The sequence below is a fragment of the Chitinophaga jiangningensis genome (assembly GCF_900142605.1).
GTDB classification, from domain to species: Bacteria; Bacteroidota; Bacteroidia; order Chitinophagales; family Chitinophagaceae; genus Chitinophaga; species Chitinophaga jiangningensis.
In genome coordinates this window covers 147,051-171,981 of sequence record NZ_FRBL01000008.1, presented here as the reverse complement: position 1 = coordinate 171,981, position 24,931 = coordinate 147,051, and the positions used below count along the sequence as shown (strand labels likewise).

The following is a 24,931-nucleotide window of genomic DNA, read 5'->3' as shown; positions in this document are numbered from 1 at the left end:
TTTAAACGCTGGATAATGCGCTACAGCTCCTGCCGGTACGACACCTTATCCACGATCACCCATTTCCCATCCAACTTCATCAGGTTAAACCGGTCAATGAAACGGAAGGTCGCAAATGTAATTTGCACTACAGCCGAACCGGTATCCCCATCCCAGGAGTAAGATACCACTTCAGGCTGGCATTCCTGCACGGTTAAGGTAGCCACCAGGTCCAGGTATTCCGGCAATGCCCACTGACGTAATTTACCATCAATAGTAGTCCTGATGATTGCTCCGGGATGAAATGCTGCCCGCATACGTTCGATGTCTAACACCGGACGGCCCTGGAGATAATCATTTAATGTAAGGAGAATTGATTGCTTTTCAGCTGCTGAGTTAACTTGCGTTGATAGGGGTTCCATATTTTTTTGCCACAAAATTATTCGATTTTTTTTCATTCCAACAAAAAATACTTTGCCGAGGGTACCTGTTCTATTCCCGTCTCATACCGATTACGTAGGAGAGGCACCGCATCGTATACAGCCCGATTCAACTATGCCCTTTTACAACGAAACAGTAAATCTCTCCCTAAAAAATAAAGACGGGTTTTAATGAAATTAAATAAATATGCAATACGTTAGAATGTGCCCACCGTATTGATTAACAAACGTTTTTTAGATATTCTCCATGAATAATTCCATATTATACTCGATTTTTTAAGTTATAGTTCTTAGATTTGTTTTTCATCAATTTTGCATGTTTATGCAGAATACCAGCGTTTGTGAGTTCCTGTACATATAAATATAAATATTGTCAACCATCGAAGCATACGGGGAATTAGAACTGATTCATTCATTTCAGCGGGGCGAGCGATTAGCATTGCTGGAGGTATATAACCTATACCAGAAGGCCCTCTGCTTTTTTACAGATCAGCTGATAGCCGATACCATGGCCGCTGAAGATATCGTTTCCGAATGCTTCATCAAAGCGTTTCAACAAAGAGAAAATTTCCCTTCCCTCGGACAGTTGAAATCATTTTTATATACCGCCGCCAAAAATGCTGCGCTCAATTACCTGAAGGCAGCAAAACGCCACCACGATATTCATCAGGCTATCGGGCAGGCTGGAGAGCGGTTTTCCGCCGATGTAGAACATGCCTACATCCGCTCGGAAGTAATGCACCTCATCCAACAGGAAATAGAAAAGCTCCCGGCCCAATGCGGGCAGGTGGTGCGACTCGCCATCCTCGAAGGCCGCAGCGCCTCCGAAATCGCGGATGAACTCCATATCGCATACCAAACTGTGCTTAACCAGAAAGCCAAAGGCGTGGCTTTACTACGTACCGCCATCCTGAAAAACAAGTTACTTTCCCTGTCTGCCCTTATTGTTGCGCTCACCATGCTGAACCGGTAAAAAAAATTTCAAACAGACCGGTATATAATGAAGCGTTAGTTGTTTTAGTAGTATATCATGAGGGAGAATAGTCATTATATCGCCGAACTAATCGGTAAATATCTGGATAATAGTCTTACTGCCGAAGAACAGCAGGCCTTAACGGAATGGACCAACGATTCCGAAACCAACCGTGCTCTTTTTGCAGAAATGACAGATGAGCGGCAGCTGACGGCTCGTCTGCAACAACTATATGCTTATGATTCGGACAGAATAATCCGTAAAATCAGTGCCGCCGTTCCTGAATTTGCAGCACCACAGGTGGTCCCTATGCGATCTTACGGCTCCCTGAAAAAATGGGGCTGGGCTGCTGCCGCAGCGGTTATCCTCCTGGCAGGAGGGACCTATTTCTGGTCCACCCATCAGCAAAATAGGGGGCGTGAACTGGCAGTACATCAGGCGGACATTAAGCCAGGAACACAAGGCGCCGTGCTTACCCTGGCCGATGGCAGCCAGCTGATACTCGATAGTATGAATACCGGTGTAATCGCCAGCCAGAAAGGGGCTTCCGTGATTTTAGCCTCCGGAGAACTTATTTATGATCCCACCGCCAGCAAAAATAGTGAGCTGGATTATAATACCATGACTACGCCCAAAGGACGGCAGTTCCAGGTGACCCTGCCCGACGGTACACGGGCATGGCTAAACGCCGCCAGTTCGATCAGGTATCCTACCACTTTCGCTGCCAACGAAAGAAGGGTAGAAGTAACCGGGGAAGTATATTTTGAAGTAGCAAAAAATGTGAACAGTCCTTTCTTTGTGACTGTAGGTAATAAGGCAGCCATTGAAGTACTGGGTACCTCCTTTAACGTAAATGCCTATACGAATGAAGCCGCCATCCGCACCACGCTGGCCGATGGTAGTGTACGCGTAATCGCCCTGCCAGGCGGCAAAGGCAGTAGCCTGGTGCTGAAGCCCGGCCAGCAGGCAGCCATCAGCGGCCAGCAGCTGACCCTGGCCAGTAAAGCAGACCTGGAAAAAGTAATGGCCTGGAAAAATGGACTGTTCAACTTCGACGGTGCCAGCCTGGAAGAAGTAATGCGCCAGCTCGAACGCTGGTATGATATAGAAGTAGTATACGAAAACGGCATACCTCAGACCCGGTTTATAGGAGAGATGAGCCGACAAATAGCCTTGACAGATTTATTAGAGATTTTAAAGAGAACGGAAGTCGACTTTAGAGTGGAAGGTCGGCAATTGATAGTATTGAATAAATAATAACAACACTATAGGAATGTAAAAATAAAAAGCCGGAGATACCGGCCGGGAAGAATATTGCCTGAAAAAAACGAAGCAGGAATAAAAAACCGCCACGGATTGCGGCCGTGACGGTGTAACCGACTTAGTTATTTCAAATGGTCTTTTGCAATTCTCATTTTTTAAACAACCAAATCTCATGCAATTTATGCAAAAAAAACGCTATTGGCCCCCTGATCATGCAGGGAAGCGTCGTGGCCTTACCAAAATCTGCCTCGCTATGCGTCTTACCATCATTCTATTAACTATGGCAATCCTGCAGGTATCGGCCGCAGGACACGCACAATCCGTGACTATAACGGGTAAAACTATACCTATTAAGCAAGTATTTTCTGCCATCAAACAGCAGACAGGTTACGTAGTTTTCAGCAATACCAATGTGATCAGCGAGTCGGAAACAGTATCACTTTCCGCCAGGGACATGGCCCTGGAAGACCTCCTCGATGAAATGCTGAAGGACCTCCCGGTGACCTACCTGATTAAAGACAAAACGATCGTATTGTCGCGCAAACCTGCTGCTACTCCGGCAGCCAGGCCGCCTATCAGTATCTCCGGTATAATCCGTACCTCCGCAGGAGAACTCCTGCCCGGCGCGTCCGTCCGGATCAAAGGTACCACCAGCGGTACTATCACCTCCGCTGACGGGGCCTTCTATTTTACGCACCTTCCGGAAGAAGCCATCCTCCAGATTACCATGCTGGGCTTTGAATCGCTCGAAGTCGGCATCCGTAAATCAGCCAACGGCTATACCGCCTATACGGTTAAAAAAGAGCAAAGCGGCTCCCTGCTGGTAACAGACGGCAACAACCTGATGATGAACATCACCCTCAACCGCAGGGACTATGAAATGAATAACGTAGTGGTAACCGGCTACATGAACGTAAACAAGGATAAATACGTTGGCGCGGTATACTCCATCAGGGCCGATTCCATCAAGGTGGCCGGTGAAACCTCCATCGACCAGATGTTACAGGGCGTAGTGCCGGGTATGTCGGTAATGGTGCAGTCCGGACAGGTGGGCGCTGCCCCTAAAATCCGTATCCGTGGTACTTCCACGCTGCTGGGTAACCAGGAACCCCTCTGGGTGGTTGATGGCGTGATCCAGCGCGATCCGCTGCCCATTCCAAACGGTAACGGCTCCCTCGCCGGTGACGCCAAAGAGCTGCGCCTGCTGGCATCCAACGCTATCTCCTGGCTCAACCCCAATGATATCGAAACCATCACCGTACTCAAAGATGCCTCCGCCACCGCCATCTATGGCTCCCAGGCAGCCAACGGGGTGATTGTACTGACCACCAAAAAAGCACGCCCAGGCAGCTTATCGGTATCTTATAATAATAACCTGAGCATCGGCCAGCGGCCCGACTACCGCATGTTCGACCTCATGAACTCCCAGGAACTCATGCAGTTTTCCAAAGAGATCTACGAAGGACGCGACAGCTATACCAACACCTTACTGCCCATCGGCTATGCAGCCCTGATTCAGCAGCTGCAAACCAAACAAATCGATTATAACACCTATCAGCAACAATACAGAAAGCTGGAACAGCAGAACACAGACTGGTTTAAACTACTGTTCCGCAACTCCTTTAACCAGAACCACAGCATAAGCATCTCGGGTGGATCTGAAAAAATCACGAACAGGACCTCGCTGAACATGCAGCAACAGAAAGGGGAAGCGAAAGGCAACGACCTGACCACCTTCTCAGCCTCTTCCAACACCACCCTGCGCTTTGGCAACCGCTTAACTGTAAACTTCCTGCTGAACGGTACCTTCCGCGAAACAAATGGTTTTGCCTATGGCGTAAACCCGTTTGATTACGCCTACAAAACTTCCCGTACCATTCCCATGTATAAGGACGATGGAACGCTTTTCTACCACGAAAAACTGGGAGAAAGCAGTACGGTGTACCCTAATAAGTTTTCTTATCTCTATAATATCCAGAATGAACTGGATAACACCGGTAACAAGAATACGGCTACCACACTGGCTTCCACACTGGATGTACGGTACGAAATTGCCAAAGGACTGGAATACCAGGGATTGTTGTCCTATACTTCTGCTACCTCCACCGGCAAATCCTACGCTACAGAGCTGTCCTATTATATCACCCAAACCAGGGGCTATGAATTTGGAACCGTGTTAGCCAATTCGCCGGAAGAACTGGGTAGTCGCCTCCCGTTTGGCGGTATGGCACAATTCGAGAACGCCAGCAACAACGGCTATACGTTCCGAAACAGCCTGATGTATAACCACTACTTTGGGCTGAAACATAACATCACTTTACAGGGCGGTATCGAAGCGAGATCCAGTTTGCTGGAATCCAACAAGAGCACCCGCTACGGTTACCTGCGCTACCGCGGCGAAAGCTATGCGCCCGTGCCATTATTGCCGGCATTGCTGACAAACCAGGGGGCAGCTAACCTCAATGACCTGATGCGCACCAATTCCGGGATTACCAACCAGCGCAGTAATTTCCTCAGTGAATATATCACGGCGGTGTACAGCTACGACTCCCGTTATATCTTCAACTTCAACTCCCGCCTGGACGCATCCAACCGCTTCGGACAGGATAAAAATAAAAGATTCCAGCCAACCTGGTCTGTGGGTGGCAGATGGCGTGTAGCCAACGAGAACTTCCTGCGTTCTAAAACCTGGCTCAACGCATTTGACCTTTCTGCCACCTATGGCTACCAGGGTAATGCCGTGGAAGCAGTGTCGCCATACCTGATTGCTACGGACGGTGGCCTGAGTAATATCTTCAAACAGTATACGCTCAATATTAAGTCGCTGCCGTATCCTGATCTTGGCTGGGAAAAAACGAAGTCGTACAACTTCGGCGCCGATTTCTCTTTCTTCAACGGCCGACTCAACGCCACTGCCAACTACTACGGGAAAATCAGTGATGTACTGGCCTCCCGCCAGGTACCGGTTGAAAATGGGATGAGTTCCGCCACCGTATTCGGTTCCAGGATGGAGAACGTAGGGTATGACCTCATCGTTAGCATTATGCCGGTGAAAACTAAAGACATCACCTGGCAGGTATCCGTAAACACCGGTAAGGCTAAAAACAAGCTTACTCAAAATGAAAGAACGAATACCAAAGACGATTACCTGAATGGTACCGCCATCGTTAACGGGGAAGCCTATTCTACTTTTTATTCCTATTCCTATGCGGGCCTGAATCATAATACCGGCGTGCCTATGTTTAATTACCTGAACATTAAACCTACGGCAAACGACCTGGATTACCTCGTGAAATCAGGTAAGCTGGAGCCGGACTTTACAGGTGGTTTCAATTCCAGCCTGCGTTATAAGAATGTTACTTTCTATGCTCAGTTTGCCATGGCCTTTGGCGCAGCCAAACGTGTGCCTTCCTACTATAATGCCAGCGGTGCACCCACGCCGGAGCAAAATGTGCCGCGTATACTGAGCGAGCGCTGGAAGCAACCGGGAGATGAGTTATATACTAACATCCCGGCAGTGCCGCCTGGTAATCCGCGTTATATCGAGATAAACCTGCCTACCTTAAATCCTGGCCTCGGCGTATCTCCATATACGTTATATAATATGTCAGATTTTATGGTGGCCAATGCTGATTTTATCCGTTGCCGATCACTCTCGCTTAATTACGAGTTTGACCCGGTACTGCTGAAAAGAGTTCGTATAAAACGTTTGAGCACTGCCGTGAGCCTGACCAATCCTTTCCTGATTACGTTTGATAAAAAATGGAGGGGTTATGATCCTGAAACTGCCGGCTGGCCTGCACGCAGAATGGCTTCTATTTCATTTAACATGACACTCTAATAATAACGCATGAAATTCAAATCATTAATATTAGCTGGTGTTACAGGTCTGCTGACCTTCTCCGGTTGCAGTAAATTCCTGGAAGAAAAATCGCAGAGTGAAGTGATTCCGAAAACTGCGATCGACTACCGCGAGCTGTTGATCGGCTCCGGCTACATGAATAATTCAGAACCAATGAACATGGTCTATTTTATGGATGATGATGTGGACCTGTTCATTGAATTCGCAAACGGGCAGGAGTCGCCCGTAGGGAAATACGATGCTAAATACAGTTATCTCTACTATACCTGGCAGCCTAAGCTGGCGGATATGAACGGAGTAGGGGACCGCACCAGCGAAGATCCTGCTGCTACCCCTTATGCTGCCTATTACAAGTGGATCATGGGCTGCAATGCCGTCCTGGAAAATATCGATCAGTCTATTGGGTCCGATAAGGACAAGGCCCGTGTAAAAGCAGAGGCACTGGCAGTAAGAGCGTTTTATTACTTCCGCCTCGCTAACCTGTATGGTGAGCCTTATAACTATCGTCCACAGTCGCTGTGCGTACCACTGAAACTCAGTTCAGGTATGACGGACAAGCCGCTGAAGCAAAACACGGTACAGGAAGTGTACGACCAGGTGGTGAATGACCTGAAGCAGGCCGTGGAGCTGATGGACCCGTTGCCCATCGTGCGTAAGGATTATCATATCAATCAACCTGCCACTCATATTCTTTTATCGAGAATATACCTCTACATGGAAAAATACAACGAGGCCATTGAAGAAGCCAACAAGGTATTTGACCAGGGGGGCGTTTTAGCAGACCTGACAGCGCTGGAGGTATATTCCTGGCTCACCTACGCCAATCCGGAAGTAGAGTGGCTCTACGGTGGTAACACACAGCCTAACCAGACCACCTATATTCCTGCTGCGGCATTCAGAGGTACATTTGATCCTGCAGATGTACGAGGTACCAAAGGTATCCAGGTGCAGTCTGGCACCTTTGTACCACTGGTATCAAAACTGCCTACCAGTGCAGCACTGGCGCAAACGCTTCGAACCCCTGAAGCACTGCTGAACAGGGCAGAAGCCTATGTACAGCTGGATAAATTATCCGACGCCCTGAAAGACCTCAACAACCTGCGTCGCACACGCATTCCCGGTTATAAGGATGAAGCGGTAACTGATAAAGCGACCTTATTACAGGCAGTAAGAGAAGAGCGCCGTAAGGAGTTTTGCTTTGAAAACTTCCGCTGGTTTGATTTGCGCCGTTATGGCATGCCGGCCATCACACACCGTTATCAGCATGAGCCGGGAGAGCCGGTGCTGCAATATAAACTGGCGGAAAAAGATCCGGCTTATACGCTGCCTTTTGCTACCAGCCTGCTGACAAGGAATCCGGCGTTAATACAAAATCCTTCCGGCATGGCGCCAGACAGGATCGGACAATAATTTTCAACAAGCTATTCAACCATCACATGAGACATAGATTAATTATCGGTTGTATCTGCAGTATGCTATTTTTCGCCTGTAAGAAAGACGAGAAAATCGGCCCGCCGGTAGAGATTGGGCACGATTACCAACTGCCACAGGGCAATGCGCCTGCTGCTGCCAATGATAAAATCCAGCAATTGTACGATAACTACGGTTCCTACTTCCTGTATGTATTTACGCAGAAGGATTTTGTGTGGGTACCTTCTACGGGCGGCGGCAATGCCAAGATAGATACGGCGGTTTTAGGGAAACCGGAATACGTAATGGATATGCTGACCTTCCTGGACGATGTTTGGCTGAAATTCCTGCCGGATGCGTTCAAGAAGGCACAGGGAATTCCTTACCGGGTGTTACTGGCTGATACCATTAAAACATACCGCGGCCCTGGTTATCCGGCCGGCATGGAATACCTGTATTCCGACTATAAGGTGATAGATAAGGCGATATGTTTTGCGGGTATGAATGCATCGCTGCGCACAATGACGCCGGCAGAAAAAGTGAAACGGAAAAATCTGCTGACAAGCGCTATATGGGCGTATTATGTACAAAATAAAATAGTGGAAATACCTGCTTCCTTTTACAAGCTGACAAACTATGTAACAGCGCCTGCGTTCCCAATCAGTAATAATGCAGCAAACCTGGAAGCATACCGGCAGCGGGGCTTTTTGCCAGGCAGCTATAATGCTGTAACGGGTGCACCTTCAGAGTGGTATTATGGTGCCTATGCATGGACTACCGCCCAGTCATCGGATGCAACAGGTTATATGTTGCACCTGACCACACGTACCGATGCGGAGATGGCGCCATACCTGAAATACCCGTTGATTAAACAGAAGTTCGACTTGTTAGTTGCCTATTTTAAATCTTCATACAATATAGACGTTCGCGCCATCGCGAATGCGACCTATTAATCCTGACTATCCTTTTCACCCGGGGGTGTAATGCCCCCGGGATTGAAAAGCAGGTCGCCGCCTTTATTCCCTGCATCATAAAACACATCAGCATTGTGTAGGCCATGCCTATGCCTGCTATATTATTGAATAAACAATCCGTAAAGAATGGAAAACACCATCGTAAAAGTTGAAAACTTGTCTCACCGTTATGCGGCTCAATGGGCGGTAAGAGATATAAATTTTGAGATCAGCGGTCAGGGCGTTGTTGGCCTGCTGGGAACTAACGGAGCTGGTAAATCTACGACCATGAACATCATCTGCGGTGTGTTAAAGCAGACCAAGGGGGAGGTATATATCGCCGGCGTTAACCTGAAGGATAATCCGGTAGCGGCTAAACGAAATATTGGTTTTATGCCGCAGAAGCTGCCACTGCATTATGATTTTACCGTGGAAGAATACCTCACTTACTGTGCGGACCTCCGCATGGTGGAGAAAACGCAGGTAAAGAAATCAGTGGCTGAGGCGCTGGAACGCTGCGGTGTAGCGCATTTCAGGGACCGCTTACTGCGTAACCTTTCCGGTGGTTACCAGCAGCGTGTAGGCATTGCGCAAGCCATTGTACACAACCCGAAATTTGTGGTGCTGGATGAGCCCACCAACGGCCTGGATCCCAACCAGATCGTGGAAGTACGCAACCTGATCAAACACATCTCTACTGATCGTGCCGTACTCCTGTCAACCCATATCCTAACAGAAGTGCAGGCTACCTGTCGCGAGATCAAAATGATTGAAGAAGGCCAGATGGTGTTCTCCGGGTCACTCGAAATGTTTAACAACTACATAGAGCCCAACACCCTGGTGGTAACGCTGGATGCCCCGCCGTTAACGGAAGTATTGATGACGCTGGAAGGCGTGAAGTCAGTAGAGCAGCTGACCCCTTACCGTTTCCGGCTGGGGTACGACGGGGAAAAGAAAACCGCGCAGCGTGTAGCCGCAGAAAGTGTAAAAAACGAGTGGGGACTGATGGAGCTCGTCGTGGAAAAGAGCTCCCTGGATGCAGTATTCGCCAGGTTATCCAAGAAAAACAACCATTAAAAACCTGATAAAAGATATTTCATGAGACGTGTATATAAAATCGCCAAGGCTGAATTATTTACCTTGTTTTATTCTCCCATAGCCTGGATGATCCTGGTGGTATTTGCCTTTCAGACGGGGATGGTGTTTGCCGGTTTGCTAAAGGAAGTGTTGCATTCGCAGAACATCGGTTTTGGCAACTCCTTCATCACCGCTAATTTATTCGCCGGCCAGCTGGGATTGCTGCCTGCGGTACAAAAGTACCTCTATCTGTACATGCCGCTGCTCACCATGGGATTGATGAGTCGGGAATTCAGCAGCGGTTCCATCAAACTATTATATTCTTCCCCCGTTACTTCCTCCCAGATTATCCGCGGTAAGTTTCTGGCCATGATGATCTACAGTGGCTTGCTGCTGGCGGTAATACTGGTATATGTGATGATAGGGATGATTTATATTGATCATTTTGATCTGCCGTCCGTATTATCCGGGCTGCTGGCCATTTACCTGCTGATGTGCGCTTATTCGGCCATCGGGTTGTTTATGTCGTGCCTCACCTCGTACCAGGTGGTGGCAGCATTAGGCACGCTCGTACTGCTGGCAGCACTCAGCTACATGAACCAGGTATGGCAGGATATCAGCTTTGTACGCGACATCACCTACTGGCTGTCTATTTCAGGTCGCTGTAATGAGATGATATTAGGATTGATCAACAGTGAGGACGTGTTGTACTTTGTGATAGTCATCCTGATGTTCCTGACACTCAGCATTCAGAAATTACAGGCCAACCGCACCCACCAGCGTTTTGCTATGGTATGGGGGAAATACAGCCTGGTAGTGCTGGCGGCAATGATGCTGGGTTACGCTACCTCACGCCCTATGCTGATGGCGTACTACGATGCTTCAGAAACAAAGCGTAATACCCTTACGCCAAACAGCCAGGCCATCATGCATCAGCTCACCGGCGGGCTTACCATTACCACTTATGTTAACCTGCTGGACAGGGAATATTACAACGGTATCCCCAGCCAGGTAAATGAAGATAAACAGCGCCTGAAACAGTACATCCGTTTTAAACCGGAAACAAAACTGAAATACGTTTATTACTACGATAAACCCAGCAATAATGCGCGGCTCGACTTCGTATACAAAGGTAAAACGCTGGAGGAGATGGCCCGTAAGGAAGCAGAGCTGCGTGACCTGGACTTCGACATGTTCCTCTCGCCCGAACAAATTAAAAAGCAGGTAAACCTGACAGATGAAGGCAATACGTTTGTAAGGCTGGTGGAAAGAGAGAACGGGCAGAAAGCCTGGCTGAGGATCTACGATGATATGTTCAAGTTTCCGAATGAAGCGGAAGTATCGGCCATGTTCAAACGCATGGTGATGAAACTGCCGAGAATCGGCTTCCTCGGCGGACAGGGAGAGCGATTGATTGAAGGCGACCGCATCAAGGATTATACCCTGTTTTCTTCTGTAAAAACTTTCCGTTACGCCCTCACTAACCAGGGTTGTGACGTGGAAACGCTGGACCTCTCCGGTAATAAAGAGATACCGAAAGGCGTGGATGTTATCGTGATTGCGGATATGAAAGAAGCCATGGACTCCGTGGTGAAAAAGAAAATAGATGCCTATATCGCTGCCGGCGGCAACCTGCTGGTGACGCTGAAACCCGGCTCGGCGGTGATGGAAGAGTTTATCGCACAATTTGGTATGAAAACTATTCCGGGTCAACTGGTGCAGCCTAAACAGGATGTGGCGGCCAACGTAGTGATGTGTGTGGCTACCCCTGCGGCTAAAAAGGTGTCGGAAGTATTTGAAACGATGATAGAACGCCACCAGTATGTAGGGATGGTGAAATCAGCGGGGCTCGTAATGGCGGAGGATAAAGGCTTTACAGCTACCCCAGTATTACAGACCATCGATACCATGAAAACCTGGAACGAGGTGCATACGATCGACTTTGTTAACGACTCCGCGACAGTGGATGTTGCTGCCGGCGAACGGCTGGACAGCTTTGTAACAGCGATGGCGCTTACCCGTAAAGTGGGTAATAAGGAACAGCGTATTATGGTGCTGGGAGATGCCGACTGCATCAGTAACGGCGGGATGACACCTCCCATCAGGAGATACGGCGCTGCCAACTTCTCCCTCATCCCGGGCACCTTCGGCTGGCTCTCCTACGGTACGGTGCCGGTGGATGTGAGTCGACCACGCCCTTCCGACAACGAAACCACCCTCACCAAAACAAGTCTGAAAATAGTACGGTGCGGTTTAATGTACGTGATTCCGGGACTGTTACTCATAGGTAGCACCATTTTACTCATTAGAAGAAAAAGAAAATAAAAAGTAGCGGTATGAGTTTAATGACCGATAAACAAACACTTACTGACCTGAATATTTTCGGCAAACAGGGATCAGACGGAGTGTATGCTATCTTCAATAATACCTTTACACGGGGAGGGGCGGAGCTGCTGGAAGAAATGTTCCGTCACCCCTTATCCGATAAGGAGGCGATCAATGCCCGCAGTAATGTGATCCGTGCCTTTGCTGCAAAGGAGCTGCCCTTTCCTTACCAGGTTAGTTGGTTTGATGCGGCCGAGCAGTACCTGGAAAATACGGATGAACGGAGTCGCCTGAACGACCAGCAGGACTCACTGGGCCGGAAGCTGAACCAGCTGATTGCCGGTGACAATGCCTATAAAGGCATAGAAAGAGGAGTGGAGAGTCTGATTCATATTTTGCAGACCACAGTGTCCTTTGCGGCGGCGCTCCGGGAACATATCCCTTTTAACCAGGAACTGACGATGGCGGATTCCCTGCTGCAATTACCGGAACTACTGCCTTTGTTACAGGAACCTTTAAAACAGAAATTACCTTTTGCCAGGGTAGCGGAGTATGATAAAATACTCCGCTTCCGGCAACGGGATGTGATGAAGCAGTTGCTGCAACAGCTTTACCTGGCCGATGTGTATTTGTCCGTAGCGAAAATTGCCGTTACAAAAAACTTTTGCTTCCCGGTGGCGCTGGAGAAAACGCTGCAGCAGGTGGTACTGGAAGATTTTTACCATCCGGCACTTACATCTCCCATAAAAAACAGTATTAGCATTTCTTTGGCTAACAATGTGATGTTTTTGACCGGTGCAAATATGGCAGGTAAATCCACTTTCATGAAAGCATTGGGGATAGCCATGTTCCTGGGACAGATGGGTTTCCCGGTGCCCGCGTCCAAAATGGAATTTTCTGTAAGAGATGGGATTTTTACAACGATCAATTTACCCGATAACCTCACCCAGGGCGCCAGTCACTTTTATGCAGAAGTACTGCGCATCAAAAATATTGCGCGGGAGCTGAGCCGGGATAAATACCTGTTCGTCATCTTTGATGAGCTGTTTCGCGGTACAAATGTGAAGGATGCGTTTGAGGCCACAGTGGCCGTAACCAGCGCCATTGCACGCCGGAAGAACTGTATGTTTGTGGTGTCGACCCATATCATTGAAGCCGGCGATGTGCTGAAGGACAAATGCAGCAACATCAATTTCGTATACCTGCCTACGTTAATGGAAGGTAACAGGCCCGTATATACGCACCGGCTTACACCCGGTATTACGGCTGACAGGCACGGTATGCTGATCATCAAAAATGAGGGAATACTGGATATTCTTAACCAGAAAAAACAATAAGCGAACATGAGCTTTATTGCGGATAAACAAACACTGGACGATTTATCGATGCTGGGAAAATACAACCCACATTCCGTATTCAGCCTGTTTAATAAGGTAAAGACGAGAGGAGCGGAGAAGTTGCTGGAAGCCATGTTTGAGCGGCCTTTAACAGATGCCGGCCAGATCAATGCACGCAGCGCTATTTTTAAATATTTCACTACCCATCACGCGGAGTTTCCGTTTGATAATGCTGCCCTGGATAAAATGGAAGCATATGTGGAAGAGGGTACAGCTAATAACCAGCTGCTTTCTTTCCTGCATGTGGGCAGGAAGCGGATGGCAGGGTGGATCCTGCGGGACGAAGCTTTTGAACAGGAGCAGGAACGAATTATCAGCACCATGCAGGTGTTGCAGACTTGTAAAGTGCTGCTTGAGCACATTGAAAAGCAGGGCTGGCACAAAAATTCTCCCTGGGAAAAATGGGCGGACACCGTTAGCGGTATTGTGCAGGATAGCCGGCTGCAGCCGCTTTCACAAGGAAGCCTTTCCTTCTCCCGAATAGTAAATTTACACCACTTGCTGACCGGTGTGTTTAGGGAGCAGCTGAAAAGCATGCTGGCACTGACGTATGAGATAGACCTGTATATCGCGGTAGCGGCAGTAGCAACAGCGCGTAACTGCTCCTTTGCCACGGCTCTGCCCAAACATGAAAATATTTTATCTGCCGAAAATATCCGGCATCCCGGGCTCGCCAATGCGGTGGGCAACCAGCTGGGCTTCAGCGGTACCAATAATGTGCTGTTTCTTACCGGGGCTAACATGGCCGGCAAATCAACGCTTATGAAGTCGGCCGGTATTATGATTTACCTGGCACACATGGGGTTTCCGGTTGCGGCGGACCATATGCGCTTTGCTGTTATGGATGGCATTTATTCGTCCGTAAATGTACCGGATGATATCAGTAAAGGGTATAGCCATTTTTACGCAGAAGTGCTGCGCGTGAAGCGGGTAGCGGAAGAAGTGGCCGCCGGTAAATCGCTTTTCATCATTTTCGACGAGCTGTTTAAAGGTACGAATGTAAAAGATGCCTACGATGCTACGTTAGCCGTTACCTCCGCTTTTACCGCCTTTAAAGATTGCTTCTTTATTATCTCTACGCATATATTCGAAGTGGGCCATGCACTGATGGAAACCGGCGACCAGATTCAGTTCCGGTTTTTACCTACGGTGATGAAGGGGCATGTACCGCATTATACCTACAGGCTGGAAACCGGCATTACTACAGACAGACAGGGGATGATTATCATTGAAAATGAAGGCATCCTGGAAATGTTATAGCTTTTAAAATACGCAATCAATTATGCATAACCGTTATATGGCAGCAGCGGCGCTGATGTTGTTGTCTGCCTCGATAAATACTACTAATGCCCAGCAGAACCAGGTAATTCCGCTGGATACAGCCGTGAGAACCGGCAAGTTGCCCAATGGATTTACCTACTATATACGCAGGAATACGGAGCCGCAGCAGCGTGCACTGTTTTACCTGGTAAACAAGGTGGGGTCCATCCTGGAAGATGACGACCAGCAGGGCCTGGCGCATTTTATGGAACATATGAATTTTAATGGTACTACCCATTTCCCGAAAAATGAGCTGGTAGATTACCTGCAGAAAGTGGGTGTACGGTTTGGAGCTGACCTGAACGCTTATACGTCGTACGATGAAACGGTGTACCAGTTGCCGATCCCAACTAATAATCCTTCACTGGTTACCAAGGGTATTGAAATCATGCGCGACTGGGCACAGGGTGCTTTGCTGGAAACAGATGATATCAACAAGGAGCGGGGTGTTATCCTGGAGGAAAAGCGTTTACGGGAGGGTGTGGCAGCCAGGTTACAGGAGAAGACAATGCCGGTGATTTTAAATAATTCCAGGTATACTTTCCGTAACCCCATCGGTACGGATACTATCCTGAAAACTTTCCCGGTGGCGGCTATACGTCGTTTTTACCATGACTGGTACAGGCCCGATCTGCAGGCATTAATTATAGTGGGAGATATTAACCCTGTGCTGGTAGAACAGCAGGTAAAACAGCAATTTGCCAGTTTGAAAAATCCTGACCATGCGCGGCCCAGACCGGATTATAAAATAGAGCTGACCGGCAAAAACCAGTGGCTGCTGCTCACCGATCCTGAAATTACTGCCACGGAGCTGGAAATTTTGGTGAAGCATCCGGGAACGGAATTAAAAACCACTACTGACTATCTGCAGGCAGTAAAGCGGGGATTATTTAATCAGCTATTGGCCTACCGGCTGAGTGAATTAAGCCAGCAGGCTAACCCGCCATTCCTGGGGGTCAAAGCCGGTATTGGGAATTTAACAGGTGGACTGGCACAGTTTGGATTTTCCGTTACTGCCAAGCCGGGCAAACTGAAGGAAGCATTTGAATTGGCTTGGTCGCAGGTGGAGCAGGTGAAGCGTTATGGCTTTACCCAAACGGAGCTGGACAGGGCAAAAACCGCCTACATGACTAACCTTGAAAAAGCGAAGCGGGAAGTGAGCAAAACTCCTTCCAATAATTATGTAGCCGAATACCAGCAGTTGTTCCTGAATGGTGCTGCTACGCCGGGTTTCGACTGGGAATATCGCTTCATGCAGCAGCAGATGCCGGGAATCGGCCTGGCCGATATACAGGCGGTGGCTACGCAATATATCACTGCTACCAACCGTGATATATTCGTTGCAGGTCCTGAGCGGGAGAAGGGCAACCTGCCGGATTCCGCTACTGTACAGGAATGGCTGGCGAAGGTCAGCACGGCCGCGTTGCAGCAATATAAAGATGTGGCGGCCAATGAGGTACTGTTACCTAAAGTGCCTGCAGGCGGAAAAATTATTGCCCGCAAGCATATACCGGCAGTAGGGGTGGAGCAGTTGACCATGAGCAATGGCGTAAAAGTATGGCTGAAACCTACTGCTTATAGAAATGATCAGATACAGTTCATGTCGTTTGCACCGGGTGGAATTAACAAGTACAGCGATGCAGATTACCCGACTGCTTCCAATACCATCGGAATTATTGGCGGCAGTGGCCTGGGTGAGTTTTCACCGTTGCAGTTGTCCCGCATGCTGAATGGTAAATCGGCTTCCGTAGGAGCGTATATAGGTGGCCGTAGTCAGGGTATCAATGGCGGCTGCACTACCGACGACCTGGAAACTGCGCTGCAATTGATTTACCTGCGTTATACAGCGCCGCGTAAAGACACGGTGTTATTTGAAAATGCCGTTGCGCGCTCCAGGGAGCAGATCAGGAATAAATATGATAATCCCGGTAATGTGTTTAGTGATACGGTGAGTAATGTGTTGAGTAATTATCATTACCGTTTGAGCCCTGTTACGCAGGAGCGATTGGATAGTGTGAGTTTGGACAAGGCCTTTGAAATTTACAGGGACCGTTTTGCAGATGCGGCTGATGCAAATTTTGTGTTTGTCGGCAACTTTAATACCGACAGCATTGCACCTTTGCTGGAAACCTACCTGGGTGCGTTGCCGGCGCTGAATCGCCATGAGCAGCCGGTGATACTGCATTCCAGCGTACCTAAAGGTAAGCTGATCAAAACCGTGGAGAAAGGAAATGATAATAAGGCTACCGTGCTACTCGTGTACCATGGCGATTGCAAATACAGCGAGGACGAGCAAATGCAGCTACAGGCATTAGCCGAAATATTGCAGTACAGATTGTTGACCAGCTTACGTGAAACTGCCGGCGAAGTATATACGCCATCCGTGCAGGGAGGGATGACTAAAGAACCGGATCAGCGATTCTCCATCAATGTTTCTTTTGGCTGTGCGCCGGAGCATGTGGAACATCTGGTAGGATTGGTGCAGGAGGATATTATTAACCTGCAAAAGAAAGGCGCTACCAGCGACGAGTTGCTGAAATACAAAGCAGGCCTGCGGCAGCAGTACGAATTGCAGGTGAAGAGTAACGAATTTTGGTTACAGTATATAGCTGGCAAGGTGGAAAAGAAAGAGGAATTGAAACCGCTGCCGGATGTAGAAAAGCGTTTGAACAAACTTACCGGAAGCTCCATTAGCAATGCTTCGAAGCGTTACCTGAGCGGTGAAAACAGCATCCGGTTTGTAGCGTTGCCTGAAAAGAAAAAAGACTAAGAATTCTCATAAGCAAAAAACCATAGATAGCGGCCGGACTTCGTGTCCGGCTGATTTATTTTTAATGAGTAATTTTTTTGTGGAGATGTTGAATTCGCATGGCAGGAGGGCAAAGTTAAAATTTTAACGGTATGGTATGATGATGCCGAATATTACTGTTGCACTTTATTAACCATTTTTATTCGCGGTGTAGAGACGCCTTGCAGGCGTCTATCAAAACGCAATCTTCGATATTTTGTATAATGCAAATGTATATACGAAATTTTTTTGCGAAGATTGAAGCGAAGCTTTTACTGAGTAGACGCCTGCATGGCGCCTACTACGCCGCTAGATAATAGTGTAGTAAAACAGCAATATAATTGTAGTATTTTATAATAGCCCTTGCTTATACCCCGGTGGCTGAAAATGCTTTATCAAAGCCGCTACTCTAGCAATATCCCAATAGGAAACGTCGATATATGCTGCTGGTTCATCGTTTTGTATTAATATCAGCTGCGCATGCTGTTGTTTCCATCTGTGAAGAGGTATAAGTGTGATATTCCTCCTGTGAAGAGGTATAAGTGCGATATAGGCTAATTCATAGTCTTCCCATCTGTACTGTTTCTCTGCCGTCCGGACACCCTCTTTATTTATTACTAATATTTTAGGTGTGTCAAGGTCGTAATGCTTTATTATCAATTGTGCTATCAGTGCAGCAATCGCCGTAGCAACCGCAACGGCATAAGCAACCTTAAATTCTCCCATTAGCAGGGAAAACACCGTAAACACAGCTGGGAATCCGATTAAAAGGTACATGGTGGGATTATAGGTGCGAAATATCTCCTCCTCGTTTCGGATTGTTTCTTCGGAGTTGTAGAATGCAAACCTCCATGCCGGTTTCAGGTCAAAATTATACTCGTTAAAAGTAAATCCAGCTGCTTTAAAGTCTTTTTTAATCGTTTGGTATAGTTTGCTCTCTTTCATAGTTATAATCTCACTTTGTACGATGCTGGCTGAAAATCGCGTACCGGCGTGGCAACCTTACTTACATCTATATAGTGGGAAATGTTAATGTACACAGCGGGTTCATCACCTTTCGCGAGCACCAGCATGGCATGCCTCTGTTTCCCGATAGCCAGCATTGCAATATAAGCACCGTCGAAATCGCTCCACTTAAACTCATTGCCTGGTATCTTAATGCCCGCCTTATCAAAAATCATTTTTTTACGGGGGATAAGTTTTGTCAGCAGTAGTATGATTACTACAATTGAAATTCCCACGAGTGCAGGAGTATATGCTTTTAATACCAGCGCCATAATTGTCATGATAGATGCTAATGCTGCCACTAAATATGATTCATACCTGGCTGGATAAATTTCCACCGATCCATTTTGTTCTTTTTTTGCGGCGTTATAATAGGCGAATTTCCAGGCAGGCTTCATCCAAAACTCGCCCTGGGATGGATCAATGCTCAGCACAGTAAACCCACTGCAGATTTTTTCAGCTAATAAACGCTCTTCCATTGATACAGATTCGGCAGGGGTAAATGTATAAAAATTCTGTTTTCAAATTTGTATTGTTATTTTACCAGATAGATAACTGAAAATGAAAATATTCAATCGCATAACCACCATATTAATCATTTTCCTCCTTTGCATAATCACAGCAGGGTTCATATGTTCCCGCACCATACGCGCATCCATGGAAGACGAAGACACCAGAGTAATGGTTGATTCGCTTGTGTTAGCAAAAGATAAAGTTTTGTACTGGTATAAATATGCGGACATGTTTCATGAAAGCAGTTACTCCTATATGGCCGTCGGCCATTGCGCATGTTGCTTAGACAGGAATACCGCTGCAATAGAAGGTGACTTTATACTTGGAATTGACACCGTCCGGAATGACACGATTTTTATTCTTTCCGAGGTACCCTTCCAGGTAAACGATTCAAATACAGGTTATATTTTTCATCACCAACCCCTTGTTATGAACAAACAATACCCTAAGCATCGCATTTCACAAAGCACCTACTTATCCCGCTCCTGCAAATAAACAACCGCCTTTTTCCTGATATCCATCTCCGACATCAGCGTCGCCACAAATATCAACCCACCGCCCAGCAGCAAGCGCCACGACAACTCCTCATCCAGCATATAATACGCCGCCAGCGCACCAAACACCGGCTCAAACAGATATATCACCGCCACCTTTTCGGCGCTGATATATTTTTGCGCCATATTGGAAACGGTATACATGTAGGCGGTGGAAAACAGGGCACAGTAAGCCACACAGGCCCAGAAGCCCGGACTCGCCGGCAACCAGGTGGCGCTGTGGTCAAAGAGCGCCATGCAGCCCGTTACCACCGCGCAGGTAGCAAACATGGGTACGATGGAAGTTATGATGTCAGCCTTTGCAGCTGCGCGCTCCACCGACAGCAGGTATAAGCTAAAGCTTACCGCGCTGCCAATACTATACAAATCCCCCGCAGATACCCTGAATGCTCCCTTAATACAAATGATAAATAAACCCACCAGCGCCATAAAAGCCGATGCCCACGCCTTAAAAGGCATGGCCGCCCGAAACAGCAGCAACTTAAACAACGGCACCATCACCACCACAATGCCCAGCACAAACGCAGCCTGAGAAGCCGAAGTATGCTTAATCCCAATGGTAACCAGCACGGTGCCTGCTACTAACGGCAAGCCTAAACGAATGCCGGTGCCCACCGCTGCCATGCTGATGCGCGGCCTGAAAAGCAGTGCCAGCACCAGCGTGGCACCCACAAAACGGTAAAACAGAAAGGTAGAAGGCGTTGCCTCCCTGATGGCTAGTTTAGTAACGGAATAGGCAATGCCCCAAAAGGCAGTGCCTATGATTAACAATATTAAATACAGCTGCTTCTTACTCATTAATACTTCTCAATAAGGCAGCTAAGATAATTCATCTTCACTGCTTTACCTTCGGCACTAACGGTGTTCCTGCCTTCACCTCGTCCGTAGCCCGCAGCAGCAGCGTATCGCCCTCGGTCAGCCCGCCAAATATCTCCAGCTTATCTCCCAGGTTAATGCCACTGCGCACATCCACCCACTCCGCCTTTCCATCTTTCAAACGGATGATAAAACGCTTTTCCAGGTTGGTAGCCACCGCCGATGCCGGTACCAGGAAGCCGGGTGCTTTCCGTCCCAGCTGCAATACAGCATTGGCAAACATGCCCGATTTCAACTGACCATTACTGTTTGTATAAAGATACTCCCAGGTTTCCGTGCGGTTAGCCTGGTTTATAGCACCCGCCTTACGCGACAAGCGCGCCTGATACGTTACATCCGGCTGCGCATCCACGGTAAAGTTGATCACCGGTGTTGCAGCATCGGCTGCTGTAAACGACTCCGGCACGGGCACGCGCAAACGAAGCGTACTTATATTCTCTACCACCAGCATAGGACTGGCATTACCCGCACTCACCAAAGTACCAGGGTCTACATTGCGCTGGGTAATAATGCCGTTAAAAGGCGCGCGGATACTCAGGTAATCTTTCAGCTGTGCAAAGGCCGCCGTTTTGGACCTGGCAGCATTCAACGCCGCACTGTCCGCCATCATCAGCGTCCGTGCTTTTTCCAGCTCTCCGGCAGCAATGGTGCCGGCTACCTTCGAGGCGTTTACAATCCGCGTATAGGCGTCCAGGCTGCCCAGGTAACTGGATCTGGCCGACTGCACATCCGCATTGGCCTGCGCATAGCTGGCTGCGGCTTCCGGCGCTTCCAATACCGCCAGTAGCTGCCCTTTACTCACCTTGTCACCAATGTCTACCTTTAATGACCCTACATACCCGCTTACTTTAGCAAACAGCTCCGCCCTTTCCAATGGAATTAATTCCGCCGGAAAACTCAGCTGCTTGTTAATACTATCCTTATGCAACAGAAAAACCACAGCGGAATCCGGCCCTGCTTTCTTCGCAGCTTCCTGCTTGTTATGCCGCTGCCCGCATGCCGTCAGTGATACAATACCTATGATAGAATAAAGGAATCTCATGATGGAAAATTAATTATTTGTTGATTCATAATAAGGACTGTCCTGGTCGTCAGGATGCAGCGAAGGAGCATGGTAGGCCTTTTTACCGGCCAAACTGTTGTATATAGGGGGTAAAAACAGCAGGGTGCTGATCGTAGAAAGCAGCAGCCCGCCTATCACCGCAATGCCTAAAGGAGCCATTTGATCACCACCCTCACCCAGGCCGATGGCCATAGGGATCATCCCCGCAATCATTGCCATACTGGTCATTAATATCGGCCTTAAACGATTACCGGCACCGGCAGCAGCAAAGCCGTCAATGGCTTGTTGCCGGTACTGCTCTCCGTTAGTGACCAGCAAAATAGCATTGGCCACCGCCACACCCACCGCCATGATGGTACCCATGTACGACTGTATATTCAACGATTGCCCGGTTAGCAGCAACAGCAACAACGCCCCGGCAATAACTGCCGGCACCACCGCTATAACGGCCAGGGATAAACGGAAAGACTGGAAGTTTACCGTCAGTAGTAAAAAGATCACCACAATCGCAATCAACAGCCCGGTTGCCAGCTCACTCATGGTTTGCGTGAGCAGGTCCGCCTGACCGCGCAACATAATTTTAACACCCTGTGGCAGTTCCCCTAAGGAAGCAATCGCCTGCTTTACCGCCTTCACCGCCGTGCCTGCATCCTTATCATGAATATTAGCCGTAATGGTAATGAACCGCTGCTGGTTGATTCGATCATATTCACCAGGCGACACAGTCGGCTGCATCGTGGTTACATCCCGCAGGTACACCGGGTTACCGCTGCCTGCCGTCACCGGCACCAATCCCAGGGCATCGGCGCTGTTCATGCGGTACTGCGGATACTCCACCTGTACCTGGTAGGCCGTGCCGGTGTTTTTGTCGAGCCAGTAGTTAGGCTGCGTAAAGCGACTGGAAGAAGTTGCCGCCACCAGCGACTTACTCACCTGATCCACCGTCAGCCCCAGCTGCCCCGCCTTTACACGGTCAATATTTAACTTCACCCCCGGATAGGCTAACGGGGTGGCAATCTGTACATCACGGAGGTATGAAATAGCCTGCAGCTTTTGATGTAACGCCGAAGCCACCTTGCTGCTTTGGGAAAGATTTTTCCCCATCACCGCAATTTCAATCGGGTTAGCGGTGCCCATGTTTATCACCTGCTCTACTATATCACCCGGCTCAAAGGATAAGGTGGCCGCCGGCATCTCCTTTTTGACCGCCGCCCGCAGCGACTCCTTGAAATCCTCAATAGCTATGTCAGCACCATGTGTCAACTTTATTTTAGTGACAGATTCATGCGGGCCACTCGTCCACAGGTGGATCAGGTTCACCGGGTAACTGGAAGGCTGCACGCCCACAAAGGCAGAACTAATTTCTACCTGGTTGCCGGCAATACTATCCGCCAGGTGCAATAGTCGCTGCGTGGCCGCTTCCGTCCTCTCCACGCGTGTGCCCGCAGGTAGCCGCAGTCTTACCTGCGCCTGGCCGGTATCTGTTTTAGGAAATATATCTGTCCCCAATAAATAAAACCCGGCCACCGTACCGGCAACGGTTAACAGTAAATACAAGAGACTCGCCCAGGTAGCATTTTTTACAAAGCCCTTCAACCATGCTTCATAGCGCACACGCCACTGGTTAAATCTGGGGGAACTATGTACAGCCTTATCTTTCAGTAACCAGAAAGAGAATACCGGCACCAGCGTTTGAGACAGTATAAACGAAGCAATCATCGCAAAGCCTACCGCCAGCGACAAAGGCAGGAACATTGCACCGGGTATACCGGTCATAAAAAGTGCCGGTACAAATACCGCCAGCACACATAACAGGATGAGTAATTTAGGCAGCGCTATCTCGCGACAGGCATCCCATATGGCCCTGGCCTTCGGTTTCCCCAACTCCTGGTGATGATGTATATTTTCAATCGTAACCGTAGATTCATCCACCAGGATGCCTATGGCCAGTGCGAGGCCGCCGAGCGTCATGACGTTTAACGTCTGCCCGAATAATTTCAAACAGATAATGGCGGATAATAAAGCCAGCGGAATGGTAATCACCACGATGAGTGCCCCGCGCAGGTCCTGCAAAAACAGCAACACCATCAGGCCTGTCAGCAACGCACCGAGGATACCTTCTGTCGTCAGACTTTTCAATGAATTGATTACATAACCCGACTGGTCAAACGTATAGGAAACTTTGATATCGTCCGGCACTGCTGCCTGCATGTCCGGCAATGCTGCCTTCACCCGCTGCACCACGTCCCAGGTGGCAGCATCCGCACGTTTTGTTACGGGAATATATACGGAACGCTTGCCGTTAATGAGTGCATAACTGGTAGTGACATCGGCCCCCAGCTCCACATTGCCGATATCACGGATATACACCGCCGGACCAGCACCTAACTGCAGCGGCACGTTTTCCAATTCCTTTACCTGCTCTACTACGGCATTCTGTGAGGTGATCAGCGTTTGATCCCCTTCCCGGATATTTCCCGCAGGAGTGATGCTGTTGGATTTTGCCAATGCCTGTACCACCGCATCTGGTGAGAGGTGGTAATTCCGGATCTTCTCCGGATCTACTTTAATGATCACCGTTTTCTGGTTGCCACCAAAAGGGGGAGGAGCGGACACGCCCGGCAGGGTAGAAAACATTGGTCGTACCTTGAATAAGGCCAGGTCCTGTATCTCGCCCAGGGAGCGGGTTTCGGAAGTAAACACCAGCTGCCCCACGGGCACACTGCCGGCATCAAATCGGGTCACGAAAGGCGGCACCGTTCCCGGCGGCATAAAGGCGCGCGAGCGGTTTACATATCCTACCACTTCACCCATGGCCTGACTCATATCCGTGCCTTCATTGAACTGTATCTTGATTATGGCAGCCCCCTGGATGGATTTAGATTCCACGAACTTTACCCCGGTCACATACAGGAAATGATATTCATAGTAGGAGGTGATAAACCCCTCCATCTGTTCCGGTGAAAGCCCCCCATAGGGCTGTGCTACATAAATAGTAGGCAGGCCCATTTTAGGGAAGATATCGATCTTCATGTTCCGTATGCTGAGCCATGAAAAAAAGATAATGCCGATAAAAGCTACCACTATGGTCAATGGCTTACGTAGCGCCATTGATATTAATCGGATCATAACC

The 24,931-nt window shown here is 48.6% G+C and carries 16 protein-coding genes; 10 read left to right on the top strand and 6 right to left on the bottom strand.

Annotated elements, in window-relative coordinates; all coding sequences use genetic code 11:
• Nucleotides 1–20: 20 nt before the first annotated feature.
• A complete protein-coding gene (locus tag BUB18_RS21375) occupies nt 21–401 on the bottom strand; it encodes a nuclear transport factor 2 family protein (protein WP_073084993.1) in 381 nt (126 codons plus the stop codon).
• Between the two features lie 388 nt (nt 402–789).
• Here BUB18_RS21375 and BUB18_RS21370 point away from each other — a divergent pair, with 388 nt between their 5' ends.
• The 10 genes from BUB18_RS21370 to BUB18_RS21325 all read left to right on the top strand — a co-directional run bounded on the left by BUB18_RS21370 (nt 790) and on the right by BUB18_RS21325 (nt 17,769).
• The gene (locus BUB18_RS21370; RefSeq protein WP_073084991.1) at nt 790–1,392 is read left to right on the top strand and encodes an RNA polymerase sigma factor; all 603 of its coding nucleotides are present in this window, start codon (nt 790–792) and stop codon (nt 1,390–1,392) included.
• A gap of 57 nt (nt 1,393–1,449) precedes the next feature.
• Nucleotides 1,450–2,649, top strand: coding sequence for a FecR family protein (locus BUB18_RS21365; RefSeq protein WP_073084989.1), 1,200 nt, complete (start codon nt 1,450–1,452; stop codon nt 2,647–2,649).
• 187 nt (nt 2,650–2,836) lie between these two features.
• The gene (locus BUB18_RS21360) at nt 2,837–6,496 is read left to right on the top strand and encodes a SusC/RagA family TonB-linked outer membrane protein (protein WP_218588077.1); all 3,660 of its coding nucleotides are present in this window, start codon (nt 2,837–2,839) and stop codon (nt 6,494–6,496) included.
• Nucleotides 6,497–6,505: 9 nt separating this feature from the next.
• On the top strand, nt 6,506–7,927 hold the full coding sequence (locus BUB18_RS29860) for a RagB/SusD family nutrient uptake outer membrane protein (protein WP_073084987.1): 1,422 nt from the start codon (nt 6,506–6,508) through the stop codon (nt 7,925–7,927).
• Between the two features lie 26 nt (nt 7,928–7,953).
• Entirely contained in the window at nt 7,954–8,880 is a 927-nt protein-coding gene (locus tag BUB18_RS21350; protein WP_143160037.1) for a hypothetical protein, read from the top strand.
• Nucleotides 8,881–9,027: 147 nt separating this feature from the next.
• Complete coding sequence (locus tag BUB18_RS21345) at nt 9,028–9,957, top strand: ABC transporter ATP-binding protein (protein WP_073084983.1); 930 nt, start codon at nt 9,028–9,030, stop codon at nt 9,955–9,957.
• 21 nt (nt 9,958–9,978) lie between these two features.
• Complete coding sequence (locus BUB18_RS21340) at nt 9,979–12,282, top strand: Gldg family protein (protein ID WP_073084981.1); 2,304 nt, start codon at nt 9,979–9,981, stop codon at nt 12,280–12,282.
• A gap of 11 nt (nt 12,283–12,293) precedes the next feature.
• Nucleotides 12,294–13,619, top strand: coding sequence for a MutS-related protein (locus tag BUB18_RS21335; protein ID WP_073084979.1), 1,326 nt, complete (start codon nt 12,294–12,296; stop codon nt 13,617–13,619).
• A 6-nt stretch (nt 13,620–13,625) separates the two neighbouring features.
• Nucleotides 13,626–14,939, top strand: a complete 1,314-nt coding sequence (locus BUB18_RS21330; protein ID WP_073084977.1) for a MutS-related protein — start codon at nt 13,626–13,628, stop codon at nt 14,937–14,939.
• Nucleotides 14,940–14,961: 22 nt separating this feature from the next.
• The gene (locus BUB18_RS21325) at nt 14,962–17,769 is read left to right on the top strand and encodes a M16 family metallopeptidase (protein ID WP_083550457.1); all 2,808 of its coding nucleotides are present in this window, start codon (nt 14,962–14,964) and stop codon (nt 17,767–17,769) included.
• Nucleotides 17,770–18,138: 369 nt separating this feature from the next.
• Here BUB18_RS21325 and BUB18_RS21320 read toward each other — a convergent pair whose 3' ends face one another.
• The 5 genes from BUB18_RS21320 to BUB18_RS21295 all read right to left on the bottom strand — a co-directional run bounded on the left by BUB18_RS21320 (nt 18,139) and on the right by BUB18_RS21295 (nt 24,927).
• Nucleotides 18,139–18,732, bottom strand: coding sequence for a hypothetical protein (locus tag BUB18_RS21320; protein ID WP_073084975.1), 594 nt, complete (start codon nt 18,730–18,732; stop codon nt 18,139–18,141).
• Between the two features lie 2 nt (nt 18,733–18,734).
• Nucleotides 18,735–19,271, bottom strand: a complete 537-nt coding sequence (locus BUB18_RS21315) for a hypothetical protein (protein WP_073084973.1) — start codon at nt 19,269–19,271, stop codon at nt 18,735–18,737.
• 504 nt (nt 19,272–19,775) lie between these two features.
• Nucleotides 19,776–20,657 carry a DMT family transporter gene (locus BUB18_RS21305; protein WP_073084970.1) on the bottom strand — a complete coding sequence of 294 codons (882 nt, stop codon included), beginning with the start codon at nt 20,655–20,657 and terminating at the stop codon, nt 19,776–19,778.
• Nucleotides 20,658–20,694: 37 nt separating this feature from the next.
• The gene (locus tag BUB18_RS21300; RefSeq protein ID WP_083550451.1) at nt 20,695–21,777 is read right to left on the bottom strand and encodes an efflux RND transporter periplasmic adaptor subunit; all 1,083 of its coding nucleotides are present in this window, start codon (nt 21,775–21,777) and stop codon (nt 20,695–20,697) included.
• 9 nt (nt 21,778–21,786) lie between these two features.
• Complete coding sequence (locus BUB18_RS21295) at nt 21,787–24,927, bottom strand: efflux RND transporter permease subunit (RefSeq protein ID WP_073084966.1); 3,141 nt, start codon at nt 24,925–24,927, stop codon at nt 21,787–21,789.
• Nucleotides 24,928–24,931: the final 4 nt, after the last annotated feature.